Source organism: Gynurincola endophyticus, from assembly GCF_003991195.1.
Classification (GTDB): Bacteria; Bacteroidota; Bacteroidia; order Chitinophagales; family Chitinophagaceae; genus Gynurincola; species Gynurincola endophyticus.
On the sequence record NZ_RCWL01000006.1, the window covers coordinates 73,384 to 89,948 of the forward strand.

The window sequence follows — 16,565 nt, forward strand, 5'->3', positions numbered from 1 at the left end:
AGAATGATGAATTTAGAAGGCAGAAAATAGGTATCACAGTATTGGCATTAATTTTACACTCATTCATCACTCAGAATTTTATAATCTTAATTTTCTTCAGCGTATTTTTTAAAATTGTCAAGAATTGCCTGCCAGCCGGCTTTCTGCATCTCAACAGGGTTTTCGTGCTCTGCGTCGAAACTGGTACTGATTTTTGTTTGATGGTTACCAAGGTCTACAAAGATGGAAGTAGATTGTCTCCCATCGCCCATTGTATAAGTAATTTTTTCATACTCAAGAATTTCGTCATAGATAGCTTCAAAATCAAAACCGAAACTACCGTCTTTTGCCTCCATTCTGACATCTAATTTACCGCCTGGTCTTAAATCATTACTGGCTCTCGGGCAATGCCAGTCGTCTGAAGCAAAATCCCAGTTTACAATATGTTCAGGATGGTTCCAGTATTCCCAAACTTTTTTAATATCGGCATTTACAACAGCTTCAATCGTTACTTTTTCGTGTGACATGGTGATAAGGTATTTTTATTAAAATTCAAGAGCAAAAATGATGCACTGATTTTTTAATGCACTATTTATCGCTAAAATAATAAAAATCGGCATTGAACCATTGTTTGCCGTTTGTTATTGAATTGTTTATGAGCAAAATAGCCTATTGAGAAAATCAGGTATTAGTGTGCAGTTGTTTTTGAGAATATATTCATCACCAGTACGCCCGATACAATTAACAGAATTCCCAATATTGCAGGAAGATCAACAGATTGTTTAAAAATAAATACGGATACCAGTGTAGTAAGAACTATACCAACTCCACCCCAAATGGCATAAGCGACTCCTAACGGAATATATTTAAGCGTAATTGACAAAAAATAAAAACAACAGATATAGGTTAATAATGTAATAGTGGTGGGTAACCATTTGGTAAATCCGTTAGAGCTTTTCATAAAAGCTGAACCTATCACTTCAAACATAATTGCCAATGCCAGATAGAGATATTTCATAACTGTTTTTTGCAAAGCTAAATAGATATGAAATTGTATTTTTTGACCTAAGTCAAATTATATTTTCTTTCTTATTCTGCTAAGTGTTTCCTGTGCTACTCCCAGATAAGAGGCGATATGGCCTAACGATACCCTAAACAGTAAATCCGGTTCGTGTTGTAGTAAAGACAGGTAGCGTTCTTCTGCAGTTTTAGATTGTAACGAAACAATTCTTTCTTCCATTATTTTACAATATTCTTCTGCTATTTTTCGTCCGATAAGATTTAATTCGGGATACTCAAGATATAGTTTGTTTAAATCCTGTATTGTTATAAAATGAACGATAGAATCTTCTAAGAACTGAATGTTTTCAAAAGAGGGTAACAATGAATAGGCTGGTAGAATCGAACCCAAAATCATTCCTTCACTCCCAAACCAGGTATTCACTTCTTTATTCTCTTTTATAAAAAAAGCCCGGACCAGTCCCTTTTCAAGCATAAAGAGATTTGTGTGAAGCTGGCCTGCTTTGAGGAAATAGTCATTTTTTGATTTATAGTGTTGCTGGAAATAATTGCTTATTTTATCAGCAACACTATCCTGGATAGGCCCATATTTTTGTAGTAATGAAATGAAAGGGTTCATATTGTTAGATAAGGATTTAAGATTTAATTGAAAATAGTATAGTTGAAATGCTGAAAATCTTTAAAAGCATCAATACATCCGTATGCAACTAATTCTTCTTTTGAATGAGAAGTAGTAATGCCGATCACTTTTAAACCGGCGGTTTTTGCTGATTGAATACCCCCTGGCGAGTCTTCAAAAGCAAATGAGTGGTTAACATCTGCATCGAGCAGTTCGATCGCTTTTAAATAAATTGAAGGATCCGGTTTACCTCTGGTAACATCATCACCGCCTACAATTACATCAAAGTATGCGGTTACATTGATTGCTGATAAGGTGAAATCGATGTTATCCTTATTTCCCATCGTAGCCAATGCTATTTTAAAACCCTTTTCTTTTAATTTTTTTAAGAAAATGGTGAAGTCTTTAATTTCTTCCACCTGTCCCTGATATAAATCTCTGTACAACGCTTCTTTTTCGAGACCTAACGCTTTAATTTTTTCAGTACCTGTTGCAGCACCGAAGAAGCGGGTAATCATTTCGTTGATGGTACCATGGTTTTGCGCCTGAAACTGATCTTCATTAATAAAAATGGAATGTTTTTTCAGAAAGCCGATCCATGATTTTCTATGAAAATGCATATTGTCTACTATCGTTCCATCCATATCCAGAATAATAGCCTTGTTTTTTGTTGTTTGAGTCATACAATTCTTCCTTGATAATAAAAAGTGTTAATAATCGGATATGACAGCAATGTTAATGGTTTTATAAAAGCGAAGATGTCAACGGATATATGAATTAACAAAATACAACTACAAAAGTTCGGCAACGGGTGGCACATCTATTGAAATCAATAATATAGAATCCGGTATGTGCCACAAATCATCCGGCTATGAAATTGAAGATTGCACAGGTTGCTCCACTTTATGAAGCTGTACCTCCCAAATTATATGGAGGAACAGAACGGGTGGTTTCGTATCTGACAGAAAGCTTAGTAGAAAAAGGGCATGAGGTAACACTTTTTGCGAGCGGAGATTCCGTCACAAAAGCTCATTTGAAGGCGATAACCGAGCGGGCATTGCGTTTAGACGATTGTTCAGATCCGTTAGCGATTCATCAGATATTATTGAAGGCTGTAATAGATCATTCCACACTATTTGATATCTGGCATTTCCATATTGATTACTTGCACTTTCCTGTTTCAAAAGTGCTGAAAATACCGAATTTAACTACTCTTCACGGACGTCTTGATTTACCGGCATTACCATTGCTTTATAACTGTTATAATGATATGCCGCTGGTATCAATTTCTGATGATCAGCGAAAACCACTGCCCATGGCTAATTGGTTAAAAACTGTTTACCACGGATTGCCACTTCATTTATATAATTATGGAGAAGGCAGGGGCGGTTATCTTTTATTTCTGGGAAGGATTTCTCCCGAGAAAGGTCCGGATAAAGCAATTGAAATAGCCATCAATACCAATAAAAAACTAATAATAGCTGCGAAAATAGATAAAGCAGATAAAAAATACTTTGAAGCCGAAATAAAGCCATTATTGAATCATCCGCTGATTGAATTTATTGGAGAGGTGGATGAGCAACAAAAAAAAGTACTTCTGGAAAATGCAGCGGCATTATTATTTCCGATCGACTGGCCAGAACCATTTGGAATGGTTATGATAGAAGCATTGGCAGCAGGTACACCCGTGATAGCCTTTAAAAAAGGATCGGTTCCTGAAATTCTTCAACACGGAAAAACTGGCTTCATTGTTGAAACGGTTTCAGAGGCAATTGATGCTGTAGCGCATCTGTACCAGATCAATAGATTGGTGTGCAGACATGAATTTGAAAAAAGATTTACTGCCTCTATTATGGCAGATAATTATTTAGAGTTGTATGAGCAGATTCATGTTCGTCACAAATATGAAACAATGAATTTTCCCACCGCTTAAATTGTATAATATGCATCCGCAAGATACTTTTGTACAACACAATAACAAATATTACATACTTGCTAACTCTTCTTATGTAGATGATATTACCCGTACACTGAATTTTGGTGACACATTTGCAATTTTTGATCGTTGGGGAGATGCTAACCCTATCGGCCGCGATTTACAAGGTGTTTATCACCGGGGTACCCGTTATCTCAGTGAGTTTAAGATGAGTATGAATGGTGCGCGACCTTTTCTGTTGAGCTCTACTATTCGCAATAAAAATGAGTTGATTTCTGTCGACCTCACCAATCCCACTTTATCACTTAATACCGGAAATGATATTTCTCACGGCAATATTCACATCAACCGCAACATGTATTTACAGGATGGTGTTTTTTATGAACGAATTGAATGTACGAATCACTCGCTGGTATATACAGAGTTTTCAATTCAATTGGAATGCAATGCAGATTTTAAAGATATTTTTGAAATCAGAGGTACCTCGCGTAAAGAGAGAGGAGTTAAAAAAGAACCTTACTTATCAGCTAATGATACGCTGACTTTTGAATATACCGGGCTCGACCAGATACCCCGATCTACCCACGTAAAGTTGAATCCGGTTCCACATGAAGTAAACGACCGCAGTGCTGTTTATCAGGTAGCATTATCTCCGGGAAAGAAGTTTGTTTTAGAAATAGCTGTATGCATGCAAGAAGGAGATGAGATGAAGTCAGTATTAACTTATGATGAAGCTTTTAAAAATCTGGATCATCATCTGACCATGTTTAAAGATGCGATCGGTCATATTGCCTCATCCAATGAAAACTTTAATGAATGGATTAACCGTTCAAATAATGATTTAATGTCGTTGCTGGCACAAACTGCATTCGGTGTGTATCCATATGCGGGTGTACCCTGGTTCAATACACCTTTCGGAAGAGACGGTATTATCACAGCCTTATTTACTTTATGGATAGCTCCTTTTATAGGAAAAGGTGTATTAAAGTATCTGGCTCATCACCAGGCTCAGCTGTTTGATTCTTTTAGTGATGCTGAACCCGGAAAAATACTACACGAATCCAGATATGGAGAAATGGCTAACTGTAAAGAAATTCCTTTCAAACATTATTATGGCAGTATCGATTCAACTCCCTTGTTTGTGGTATTGGCCGGAAGATATCTCAAGCGTACGGCAGACCTGGACCTGATTATAACTTTATATCCGCATCTTGAGCTGGCGATGCAATGGCTCGATACTTATGGAGATATTGATGGTGATGGTTTTTATGAATACCAGCGAAAAGAAAAAAGCGGATTGTATAATCAGGGGTGGAAGGATTCAGGTGATTCCATTTCACATACTGATGGCACATTGGCTGAATTACCAATCGCTTTGTGTGAAGTACAGGCATATGTGGTGGAAGCTAACCGGCAAATGGCCTATATCAGTGAAAAACTGGGTAAGCCTGAATTAGCAGATCAATACAGACAGAAGGCAGATCATCTTCAGTATGAATTTAATCAGCGGTTCTGGAATGAAGAACTACAATCGTTTATATTGGCATTAGATGAGTTGAAAGAGCCGTGCGTGGTAAAAGCCAGTAATGCCGCACATGCATTATACTGCCAGGCTGTAAACCAGGAATATGCCGGAGCTGTTGTAAACACTTTACTAAGTGAAGAAATGTACACAGGGTGGGGGATTCGAACACTTGGAAATAAAGAAGCCAGATATAATCCTATGTCATACCATAACGGTTCCGTATGGCCTTTTGATACAGCCATTGCTGCGGCAGGAATGGCAAAATATGGTTACACAGATGAAGCATTAAGGGTATTGGAAGGGATGTTTGAAACCGCCCAGCTGATGGATCTGAACCGTTTACCCGAATTGTTTTGTGGCTTTGAAAAAAGAAAAGGTGAAGGACCGACCGCTTATCCCGTAGCCTGTTCTCCGCAGGCCTGGTCGGTGGCTTCCATTTACGCAATGATTCAATCTATTCTCAGTGTTGAAATAGATGCATTCGAGCGCCAGATACATTTTAACTATCCCAAACTTCCTTCTTACATGGAAGAACTATTATTAGCACATATACCACTGGGTACAGAAACTATCACCATTAAAGTAAAACGGTTTAAATCTACGATTGGTTTAGACCTGATAGACAAACCCGGAACCTGGAAAGTGGTCACCGTGAAATAATAAAAGGGTTTAAAAATTAAGCAGGGTAGTGTTCAGTAAAATACTACCCTGTTGTTTTATAATGAAAACTAAATGTTTATGAAAAATGTTGTTACAAAAGAATAGTATACACCGGGAATGATCTTTTTAAAAGAAAAAGAGCCATAACTTTAACATTTAATGTTTAAACATTGATTTATCTTTGCAGTATCAAATTAATTATTATGGAAAATAAAATCATCGGCTTACACCATATCACCGCAGTAGCCAGCGATGCGCAAAAGAACTATGATTTCTACACTAAAGTGTTAGGACAGCGCCTGGTTAAGAAAACTGTCAATTTCGATGATCCGGGTACTTATCACTTTTATTTCGGTTCTGAAGTAGGAACTCCCGGAACTATTATGACGTTTTTCCCCTGGGCCAATATGAAGCGTGGCGTATCAGGTGCTGGTCAACCGACTGAAATTTATTATTCCATTCCGGTAGGAGCTACTGATTTCTGGATCAATCGTCTGGGAAATGCCGGTTTAGTGAGTTCTGTAGTAGAAGGCAAAAATGTTTTAGTGGCTGAAGATCCTGACGGATTGAAGTTTTCTTTAGTAGAAGTAGAAAACGACGCCCGTAAAGCGTGGACGACTGATGAAATTAATGAATCTGTTGCCATTAAAGGTTTTTATGGTATAGCGCTTACTGTGCAGAATGGAGCAGCTACGAAAGCCGTTTTATCAGGTTTGTTGAATTATAAAGAACAAAAAGTTGAAGGTAATACTACCCGTTTTATCAATCCGAATATTGATACTGCAAACGTTGTGGATGTAATCGAAAATCCTGAAATTCCTTATGGTAAGTTAGGTGCAGGTATTAATCACCACGTAGCATTCAGAGTAAAAGATGAAGAAACACTGATGAAATACAGAGCGTTGGTAGAGAGTGCTGGTTTACCGATTACTGAAAAAATTGATAGAAACTATTTCTATTCTCTTTATTTCAGAGAACCGGGGGGTGTATTATTTGAATTAGCTACCGATAATCCCGGGTTCACAGCAGATGAGGATATTAAAACACTGGGCGAAGCATTGAAACTTCCTCCACAATATGAACCTCAAAGAGACCGTATTGAATCTGTTTTACCTAAATTGAAACAATAATGCATCAATATAATATTATAGAAGGCGGAACAAATACTACCGAAGCAAAAGCGGCAGTAGTATTTGTTCACGGTAGAGGAGGAACTGCAGAAGATATAATGTCTTTACAGCAATATTTTCCCTTTGAGAATAATTACCTCGTAGCCCCGCAGGCAACACAGAATACCTGGTATCCATATAGCTTTATGGCGCCACGTGCACAGAATGAACCGTGGTTAACGAGTGCTATAGGCACCCTGAAACAATTGGTAGACGAACTAAAGTTGAAAGGATTTACCAGTGAGCAAATATATTTTGTAGCTTTTTCGCAGGGCGCTTGTTTAAGCTTAGAGTTTGTGGCAACTCATGCCGCACGATATGGAGGTGTTTTTGCCTATATAGGAGGGTTGATTGGAGATATTCTGGATATTGAACAATACAATGGTAATTTGTTAGAAACACCGGTCTACATCGGAACCAGTGACCCTGATGCGCATGTGCCCGTTGAAAGGGTAGAAGAAACCAAAGTTCAATTCGAGAAATTAAATGCAGATATTAAAGTAGATTATTTCAAAAATCTTGGTCATACGATTTCTAAAGAAGGAATTGCAAATGGTATTCGACATGTTTTTAAACAATAAACGGCATTGAAATATACGTTCTTTGGATACGTACTGATAAAACAAACCCCCTTCAGTAAGGGGGTTTGTTTTAACTGGAAGTTATATTAGAGATAGAAACATAACCGGCATTGAGAGTAAGGAGTTATTGTTGGCCGGCATGTTTTAATCTACATAAATTCCAGTGGGGGTACTTACTACAATATCAAAATATATGCGGCTGTTCTTCCGGCTGATAATTCGAAGTTTTTGCAAAGAGCCGGATCTGCCGGCCGGAACTACTGTGACACCTTCTGCAGGAAATATTATTTCCATGAACTCCTGCACTTCCGCCAGATAAGGCGTGCCATTTGTGTTGGTTGTTCCCAATGAAGTAACTACTACATGACTTTCATCTATTTTTGAAAGTGAAGTGTAATACGGTAACCAAACGCTTGCTCCGGAAGCATTATTCACCAGCAGTTGCATCGAATGCAATTGATTGGAAGGAGTGGTGCCAGCCGCATTCATGTTATAATGGTATAGCTGAATTCTCAATCTTTCGGGTGATATCAGGTTTTTTAATGCTACGATATGTGGTTGGAGGTCGGTACTGTAATATGTATTCAGATCGTCTAAGGTATAAGCAAAAAATCTTGGTAATTCGTTTTCTATACGCATGAATAAGTTGGCTGTACCTCTGTAAGGAAATGCTGGTGTATGAGCTACGGATATACTACCTGCCCCTGCATTACCGGCAGATATAATCTCCAATTCATTTTCATCCGGTGTTCCGAAAATCAACTCATCAAAACTGATACTGCCATTTACTAATGGGGTGTTCAGTTGAATGCCATTAGGAATATAATTATAAGTAAAGTTTTTCACTACTTTTTCCTGTTGATCATTTTCCCAGGTAAGTTTAAGCGATTGTTTACCGGGGTCAAGTTCCCAAAAAGCACCAAAGTTGCCGATATTGAGATTCTTAAAATAGGCAGATGCATTTGTTGAAAATTCCTGTAACATATTCGCTGTATAAGCTTTTGCCAGAATATTATCTTTATCCGCGGCCGCTGCTTTTCTTAATAAATATTCTGTGGTTACCGTACCATTTACCTGTTTCAGCAAAAAGTTTCCATCTTCTTCCGGTTTAATGTAGAATTCAAATTTTCCGCCTATATTTTCGGTCACAGCCTGCCATACTGAATAGGTTTCGAAAATTAGTTCAGGCTGAAGGATACCTCCGATACGGTATCTTACATTTTCCTGATCGCTGGTATATCCTTTATAATCGGAAGTAATAACAGCGGTTCCGTTATCATTGAATTTCATTAGTATGCTGATCACTGTGGCTGCGTTTGTCGGTTTATATTCTATATACCAACCTTCTGTACTGCCGGTTAGCAAACTGGTATATCCGGCTTGCAATTCACTCATGCCGGGTACGTCATCAGGTATCGTATTGTCTTGCTCATTTTTTGAACAGGATATCAAAAGCAGCATTATACTGATATATATATAAATGATTTGTTTCATTCTATTTTTTTTTATCTGTACTGAATGTTTTGAGTAATGCTATCGGCCTAATCAAAATAAATGGAAGGTGTAAAGTTTGATACAACCAACTGTACCCAGTACCGGCTGTCTTTTCTGCTCACTAACCGTATGATTTGGGTAGCCGTAGATCCGGTTCCGCTACGGCCGGCAGGAACTACCGTTACTCCTTCTTCAGTAAATATGGTATTCATAAATTCAAATACTTTTTCTACATGTGGTGCCCCCGCCGTATTAGCTGTTCCGAACGACTGAAGCCTTACATGATTGGCGCTTACTTTTTCTACATCATTATAAAATACCAGCCAAACATTTGTACCTGCTGCATTTCTTGTAAATACCTGTAACTGGTTTCTTCTTTCATGTGTGTCAGGAAAACTCGATCCATGGTTGTTATTATAGAATTGTAATCTCAGTAATTCATCTGCTTTGAAACCCTGGCTGATAAAGTACGACCTTAATGTTTCCAAGTGTGGTTGAAGCATTTCACTGTAATACAAATCAACTGCGTCTAAAGTATAACCGAAGAAACGGGGTAATTCTTCTTTTCTTACAAAGTAATCAGCCGTTGTGTAAGTTTCGGAAGGGCCTGTCCAGGCGGTTTGGTACTCAAATGGAGGTGTATGCATCCATCCGAGATGTCCCTGGCCGGCATTACCTGCCGAAATGATTTGCAGTTTATGATCTTCAAATGTTCCGAATTGCAATGTATCGATTACATACGTTCCGGAAACCAATGAAGGTTGTAGTAATAAACCTCCGGGAATGATTCTGTAGCTGAATGTCTGCTGTTGTTTGGTTGCTCCGTTTGGCCGCCAGCTAAAGGTTACCTTACGATTCGCAGTATCTATATGATCGAATGACGCACCCACATTTTCAAGCATCAGGTTATTAAAATAGTATCCCGGATCTGCACTGATGAATGCGGTCAGTTTCTCTTTTGCTTCTGTACTTAATCTTTCCATTTCTTCTTCGTAAGCAATTTCATCCAGGATAAGTTGAATCTGATGATTGAGTGTCAGCTGATTTTCCTGATTCAATTGAGTGAGTACAATGGTTTTTCCATCAAATCCATCTGCTCTTTTCAGGTGAAAGTCGCCATTATCCTGCAGATATATTTTAAATTTATTAAACCCATTCAACTCATTAGTTATTTCACCAAAAACAGAGTTTTCAGGAAATACAATCTGTAAAGTATATTCACCATCAAAGCTATAGCTTAATGCACCGGATTCTTCGTGATAGTTTCTCCATCCTGCCAGCACAGAGATCGTATTATCGTCTATAAACTTTATTTGTATCGCAATGGCCTCTATACTGTCGTTGGGTTGATATAGCATAAACCAACCCTGTTGCGGAGAGGTTAACAAAGACCGGTAACCGGCAGCCTGCTTTTCCAATGATTCAGGTAATTCTCTTTCAGGTAAATGAGTTTTTTCTTTTTTACAGGAAAGAAGGGATATTGTACAAATGATCCCTGCAATAAGTAGATGATGAAAGATTGATTTCATAATTAAAGATTGTCAAGTACGTTTTGTAAATATTCCTGAATGAAGTGCAGGTCAATTCCTTTATCGAGATAAAAGTTGTAAACGATTTTATATTTCTGAGCAAGGAGATCATTTCCTGCTGCAATTACTAACACATCCGCTTTAGGTGTTGTAACAATACCGTCTACCCAGGTGGCAAAGTCTTCCGATTCATTGCTCATTCCGTAATTTCTCCAGAAACCTCTGTTTCTTGCTTCTGCCTGGGTAAATGCTGAGTAAACGGTTCCACCTGCGTATTTACCTTCTGATACTTTATCGAATTCAGCAGGTCGCCCGTATTTTTTGTCGAGCACATGTGCAAATTCATGATGAAGTGTTGCATATTGTCCTCTCAGCCAGTTAGAGTTTTTAAGATTGTAACCATTTACTCCTGTAATGATAACACGGCTCAGGCCATATGCTAATCCTGCTGCGCTGAAGTTTCTTTCATCTCCTTCCACATAATTCATTTGAGTGCCGAATAAAATCATTTCAATAGGCATGTGGGCTCTCATGAAATCAGCTTTTTGCCGGTCATAAGGAGCTATAAAAAGTTTTCGGATAACATTATCTATAAACGGTAATACCAGTTCGAACTGTGGGGGAGAAGCGAAGGCATCGGCGGTGATGTATCTTCTGTCCCACCGGTAAATTATTTTAGATTGATAGTCTTTATAGATATCATAAATAGCCTCATCAGTTTCATTTTCTATGATGAAATGTTCCTCATAAGGTTCATAAGGTATAGTACCTTCCTTTTTGCACCCGGTGAGGATAATGATACTGATCACAACTATATAAATGCTTTTTTTAATAAACATAATTCTGCTATTTTAAGTTATCTGGGATTGGGTTCCATTTCACTATTTGCACTGAGTTCTGCAAACGGAATCTGAAATACTCTGCGCAGATCGCCCGGTGGTAAATGAATTTCGCTTACACCATTCCAGTGGGTTACATGAATGTTGAATCGTTTAATATCAAACCATCTGTATCCTTCGTAACAGAGCTCTCTTCTTTTATCATCCAATAACTTATTCAGTAATGCCTGTGTGTCTGGAAAGTCTGAAGTTTTTAATTCTGTAAATGGACGCATTCTCTTTATCAGTATCGTATTGAGCTTGCCGACGGCATCATTCATATCCGGATTGGGTTTTCTTATTTTTGCTTCTGCCACATTATACATCACTTCTTCCACTACGAACAATGCTACATCAGAATACTGATGTCCTTCCAGTTGTGTAGACCTGAATTTTCTTGACCAGTAGTTGGGTGTTTGATTATTAGAAAAAGTGAACATTCTGCCCCGGATATCTTCGGCTGAGAAAGTACTTCTGAATTCATTGGCGTACATACCTGTTGCATAGAAAGAATTCCATTCCAATGTATACTGCATCATCAATATATTTGATTTCGCAACAGAAAAATAGGCTCTGGCAAAGGCATTGTAATCTCCTGTTGAAAAGTCTTTATCCCAATCTGCCAGTACATCGCGTACTGTTGAGTTGTTCGCGAGTACCCTTTCTCCGTATTTGATCGTATTATCCCAATCTTCTTTGAACAGATAAAAGCGACATAAAAAAGCATTGGCAGCGTTTCTGTTAAAATGATGTTTAGGTACTTTCATTACTGCATCATTAATAAGGTCAAGTCCTGCCAGTGCATCATTTTCTATGTTGTCATATACTTCCTGTACTGTATTTCTTTTGTAAGAAGTTCCCGGTATTTTTTCTGTTTCTGTAATGTAAGGAACTCCTAAATCGGTAGTAGCAGTTGCCGCTTTATAATGTTGTGCGAAGATGTTCACCAGCATAAAGTGGGCATAAGCACGAACCAATAACGCTTCTCCTTTAACTGATTTTCTTAGTGCATCATCGCCTGCTGCGTCATCTATGCCTTCCAGTACAACATTGGCAGCGTAAATACAATTATAGTATTTTCTCCATCCTGCTTCAGGAGTCACTGCATTGCCGGTAATGTATTCATCCGACCATAAATAGATCGGCCTTAACCACGAGTTTATATTCGCGTTATTAAAATCAGGATAATTGTAAAACCGGAAATTATCAGTGTATAATTCAGTAAATAAATGAAATGCCTCGGGATATGCTCCGGTGATAATCGATTGATAATCTTCTACGAGTTCCGGACGAACCCGGTTGTCGGGATTCACTTCCAGAAACTTTTTACAACCGGCTAATGAAAATGTAAATCCGGCAATCACCACAACTGCGATATAATTTATTGATCTTATCATTTTCATTTTGTTATAGATTTATATTAAGTCCAAAGGTGAATGTTCTCGGAGCAGGAATTGAAATACCGCTCACTAATGCTTCGGGATCTTGTCCGTTTAAGCCCGGATCTGCCCATAACACTAGGTTTTGTGCCTGTGCAGTTAACTGAAGTCCTTTTACGCCCATTTTTCTTATCCATGCTTCCGGTAAAGAATAATTCAGCATAATGTTTTTCAATCTCACAAATGAACCGTCTACTGTTCTGATATTACTTCTGTTATAAAATGTAAAAGGATCTGCACTGGCTTGTAAAAGTTGGTTACGTGTTTCTTCTTCTATGATCCGCGGAATGTTGGTATACAGTTCATGTCCGGGTGCCTGCCATCTGTTTGCAAGTTCTGCATCTAACGCTTCTACGTCAGAATAGTAGCGTTGCATAATCGGATTCAACCGGATAACATTGCCAAATGAATAAGTGAAAAGAAATGAAACGTTTAATCGTTTGTAACGAAACATGTTGGTTAAACCGCCCGAACCCAACGGTTCACGGCTACCCTGGTATTCCAGCATATCAAGATCTCTGCTGTATTTTGAAATCTGATTGGTAGCGGTTCCTCTGGAATTGTAAAAAAGAGGTAAGCCTTGTTCGTTCAGACCAGCAAACATGAACGAATATAATCCGCTTACAGGATGCCCCAATACCGCAGCTCCTCTGTCAACAGTTGCCAGTAATACGGTATTGTTGGTTTGTATTTTAGTAATTTTATTTTTATTGTACCCGAAAGTCAGGATAGTATTCCATGAAAAATCTTTGTGGTTAATATTAGTAGTGTTTAAGGTTACTTCAAATCCACTGTTCTCCATATCTGCCCAGTTCACGGTTTTTCTTTGAAAACCGCTGACTCTCGATACTTCTATATTTCCGATTAGATCATAGTTTTTACGGTGATAATACTCCAGCGTAGCGGTTACTCTTTCCCACAGCCCGATTTCTAAAGCTGCATTAAACATTTTTTCTTTTTCCCAACGCATATCAGGATTGTTCGCTGCAGCGATATTGATCACTGTTTCTACAGTGGAAGGGTCAAAACGTGTAGTTGTTCCGTAGTACGCTAACATTTCTGCACTACCCAGACCACTGATATTTCCTCTTAAACCGTACGACGAGCGTAATTTCATAAAATCGATCTGTGAGATATTTTTAATGAAAGCTTCATCATCAATATTCCAGCTGGCACCTACTACCCATATAGGCAGAAACCTGAATCTTTCTGAAGTGCCTAATCTGTTAGAACCGTCAACACGTGAAGATAATGTCAGATTATACTTATTATGAATACTGTAAGCCAGGTTTGCAAAGAAGGAGGCTTCTCTGTGTATACTTTGTGATTTACCATAGTAAGGATCAGCTGTTCCTGAGAGGATATCTCGTTGTAATGCTCTGTAATCAGGACTGGAAGTTAACCCTCTGAAATACTCAAAGCCGTATCCTTTTGTATAATCAGAGAGGTATTTACGGTGGCGTATTTCATTACCGGCCATGATATCAAAACTATGTGCTCCGGAGATATATCCTTTCCAGTTGAGTGAATTCCGAACTGTATAAAATTCTCCCAATGTATTGTCGGTAATTACAATTCCCCCTCTTGGTAATACGGAAATTTTGTACTGGCTTTCGTCATAGGGATCATTATATAGACGGGTATTGGCTGTACGAACTGCATTGTTCTGCATTGCCCGGTAGCTATTGGCTACATTTGAACGTTCGGTGGTGATATGATCACTGTTTGCAGATGATAATCTTCCGGAAACAATACTGTTATAAGTAAGGTTGTTCAATATCTTCCAGTTGGCATCGAGCTGAAATTTGATTTCTCTTAGTTTTATATCGATGAAATTGTTTTGCAGCTCATGAAGAATATTGAAAGGGGCAAAATTCATCTGGTAATATTCGTAATTACCTGCATCGTCATAAGGACGCATCGCCCTGCTGGTAGTACGTGCGTAAGTGAATGGATTGATATCGTAATCACGGGTTACTATACCCGCAATATCTTCCTGTGAATTATTGGTACCGAAAGTTCGCTGGTTCCTTGCTGATGCGTATACCGTTCCGGTTACTGTAAATTTATTGGATAGCTTAAAATTAGCTCTGATATTGGTCGTAAAACGATCGGTATTCTGACCGATAGTTTGTCCTTCGTCGCGGAAGTAGCTTCCCGACATATACACTTGTGAGCGGTCGGTACCCGAACTCACACTTATACTGTGTTCCTGTATAAGAGAGTTGTTAAATAAAACATCAAACCAATCGGTATTATAAGTTTTTGCCCGTTGAATATTGTCGTAATACTCATTCCAGGTAATTTCTTTTCTCGATAATTGAGACAGCAGTTTACCGAAAGCGCCGTAATCTCTGTTTAAATTGGTGAAGTCAATCAGGTTCTTTTCATATAACTCTTCTGAAAACTCCATCCGTTGTTTTGAATTCATCAGGTTGAAATTTTGTATGGAAGGTTTCATGGTGAGTGAAAAATTATTCTTGTATGAAACGAGTGGTGCACCCACTTTTCCTTTTTTGGTAGAGATCACGATTACTCCATTCACCGCCTGTGTTCCATACATCGCTGTAGCCGAAGCATCTTTCAATATCTGAATATCTTCAATATCATCGGGATTGATTCCACTAATGGCTGAGCTGAGCATCGTGGCAGCGTCACCTGAATAAAGCTGATTCGGGTTTATATTGACAGGGTCGTCAATGACTACTCCATCTACCACCCATAAAGGTTCCTGGTTACCGCTGATAGAAGAGTTTCCTCTGATTCTTATTTTAGATTTCGTACCGAAAGTACCGCTGGTGTTTTCTACTGATACACCCGCTACCATTCCCTGAAGTGATTTGCCTACATCTGAAATACCCGCTGTAGCCAATGCTTCGGTTTCTACTTTACCCACAGAACCGGTGAAAAGACGTTTATCTACTTTCTGATAACCGGTAATCACTACATTTTCTAATGATTCTTCCAGTACTTCGAGGCGAATTAACTGTAAATCGGTATGGAGGTTGACCGGTACTTGTTTTTCCTGATAACCAACCGAGCTTACGACCAATATATCCTGAGGTGCAACTCTTAAAATAAAATCACCTTTAGCATCGGTACTGGTTCCGGTAGATTTGTTTTTGACACTGACGCTTGCGCCCGTAAGAGGCGTATTAGATTGATCATCTACTACTTTTCCTCTGATTTCACGAATCTGCTCAACCTGATCAGATTCAACGGGCGTAGCGGCAGGCACTCTCAGGGGTTGAGGGTTCGTTGGTTCTTTCTCTTTGATAAAAATGGATATACCTTCTTTGTCGTAACGGAGGTTTTGTTTGTCTAGAACTAATATTAAAAATTTTTCAAGCGGCATTTGCTGAACGGATGCGGAAACAGGTTTTGATTGCTGTAAAAGTTTTTTATTACAGAATACCGTGTAACCCGTTTGTTTTTCTATAACAGCAAACACGCTTTCCAATGAAACATTATTTCCGCTGTAAGTGATTTCCTGCGCATATGCATAAGCTTGCAGCAATAATATGCCGGTAATCAAAAAAGTAATCAGACGTTTCATGAACATAGTCATGTGCAATGGGTATTTACGTCCGGGCATGAAAATTCCATTCAGGGTCAGATCATGCATCAGACCATGTTACTAATAATCGTTATAATGAAATGATTTTACGCTCCTGTCAGTGATTGAGGAGGAGGAGAGGATCGATATCCGGGTAAGAAAAATGTTGAAATGTAATGC

13 protein-coding genes are annotated in these 16,565 nt (G+C 38.5%); 4 read left to right on the forward strand and 9 right to left on the reverse strand.

What is annotated here, in order from left to right; genetic code table 11:
* Nucleotides 1-86: 86 nt before the first annotated feature.
* From D9O48_RS12200 to D9O48_RS12215, 4 genes are all read right to left on the reverse strand, one after another.
* A complete protein-coding gene (locus D9O48_RS12200) occupies nucleotides 87-506 on the reverse strand; it encodes an SRPBCC family protein (protein WP_126973257.1) in 420 nt (139 codons plus the stop codon).
* A gap of 161 nt (nucleotides 507-667) precedes the next feature.
* Complete coding sequence (locus D9O48_RS12205) at nucleotides 668-997, reverse strand: DMT family transporter (RefSeq protein WP_126973258.1); 330 nt, start codon at nucleotides 995-997, stop codon at nucleotides 668-670.
* Nucleotides 998-1,054: 57 nt separating this feature from the next.
* Nucleotides 1,055-1,618 carry a Crp/Fnr family transcriptional regulator gene (locus tag D9O48_RS12210; protein WP_126973259.1) on the reverse strand — a complete coding sequence of 188 codons (564 nt, stop codon included), beginning with the start codon at nucleotides 1,616-1,618 and terminating at the stop codon, nucleotides 1,055-1,057.
* A 23-nt stretch (nucleotides 1,619-1,641) separates the two neighbouring features.
* Nucleotides 1,642-2,301, reverse strand: coding sequence for an HAD family hydrolase (locus D9O48_RS12215; protein ID WP_126973260.1), 660 nt, complete (start codon nucleotides 2,299-2,301; stop codon nucleotides 1,642-1,644).
* 188 nt (nucleotides 2,302-2,489) lie between these two features.
* Between D9O48_RS12215 and D9O48_RS12220 the strand changes: the two genes are divergently transcribed.
* The 4 genes from D9O48_RS12220 to D9O48_RS12235 all read left to right on the forward strand — a co-directional run bounded on the left by D9O48_RS12220 (nucleotide 2,490) and on the right by D9O48_RS12235 (nucleotide 7,489).
* Nucleotides 2,490-3,551 carry a glycosyltransferase family 4 protein gene (locus D9O48_RS12220; RefSeq protein ID WP_199750571.1) on the forward strand — a complete coding sequence of 354 codons (1,062 nt, stop codon included), beginning with the start codon at nucleotides 2,490-2,492 and terminating at the stop codon, nucleotides 3,549-3,551.
* 10 nt (nucleotides 3,552-3,561) lie between these two features.
* A complete protein-coding gene (locus tag D9O48_RS12225) occupies nucleotides 3,562-5,739 on the forward strand; it encodes an amylo-alpha-1,6-glucosidase (RefSeq protein ID WP_126973261.1) in 2,178 nt (725 codons plus the stop codon).
* Nucleotides 5,740-5,942: 203 nt separating this feature from the next.
* The gene (locus tag D9O48_RS12230) at nucleotides 5,943-6,869 is read left to right on the forward strand and encodes a ring-cleaving dioxygenase (RefSeq protein WP_126973262.1); all 927 of its coding nucleotides are present in this window, start codon (nucleotides 5,943-5,945) and stop codon (nucleotides 6,867-6,869) included.
* Nucleotides 6,869-7,489, forward strand: a complete 621-nt coding sequence (locus tag D9O48_RS12235) for an alpha/beta hydrolase (RefSeq protein WP_126973263.1) — start codon at nucleotides 6,869-6,871, stop codon at nucleotides 7,487-7,489. The genes D9O48_RS12230 and D9O48_RS12235 overlap by 1 nt, the downstream gene beginning before the upstream one ends.
* A 144-nt stretch (nucleotides 7,490-7,633) precedes the next feature.
* Here the strand turns inward: D9O48_RS12235 and D9O48_RS12240 are convergent, their stop codons facing one another.
* Genes D9O48_RS12240 through D9O48_RS12260 form a run of 5 tightly spaced genes read right to left on the reverse strand, consistent with a single transcriptional unit; the run spans nucleotide 7,634 to nucleotide 16,454 of the window.
* Nucleotides 7,634-8,983, reverse strand: a complete 1,350-nt coding sequence (locus D9O48_RS12240; protein ID WP_126973264.1) for a DUF4302 domain-containing protein — start codon at nucleotides 8,981-8,983, stop codon at nucleotides 7,634-7,636.
* 47 nt (nucleotides 8,984-9,030) lie between these two features.
* Nucleotides 9,031-10,512, reverse strand: coding sequence for a DUF4302 domain-containing protein (locus tag D9O48_RS12245; protein WP_126973265.1), 1,482 nt, complete (start codon nucleotides 10,510-10,512; stop codon nucleotides 9,031-9,033).
* A 2-nt stretch (nucleotides 10,513-10,514) separates the two neighbouring features.
* Nucleotides 10,515-11,351, reverse strand: coding sequence for a substrate import-associated zinc metallohydrolase lipoprotein (locus D9O48_RS12250; protein WP_126973266.1), 837 nt, complete (start codon nucleotides 11,349-11,351; stop codon nucleotides 10,515-10,517).
* 17 nt (nucleotides 11,352-11,368) lie between these two features.
* The gene (locus D9O48_RS12255) at nucleotides 11,369-12,787 is read right to left on the reverse strand and encodes a RagB/SusD family nutrient uptake outer membrane protein (protein WP_158624885.1); all 1,419 of its coding nucleotides are present in this window, start codon (nucleotides 12,785-12,787) and stop codon (nucleotides 11,369-11,371) included.
* A gap of 10 nt (nucleotides 12,788-12,797) precedes the next feature.
* Nucleotides 12,798-16,454, reverse strand: coding sequence for a SusC/RagA family TonB-linked outer membrane protein (locus D9O48_RS12260; RefSeq protein ID WP_126973268.1), 3,657 nt, complete (start codon nucleotides 16,452-16,454; stop codon nucleotides 12,798-12,800).
* Nucleotides 16,455-16,565 lie beyond the last annotated feature (111 nt).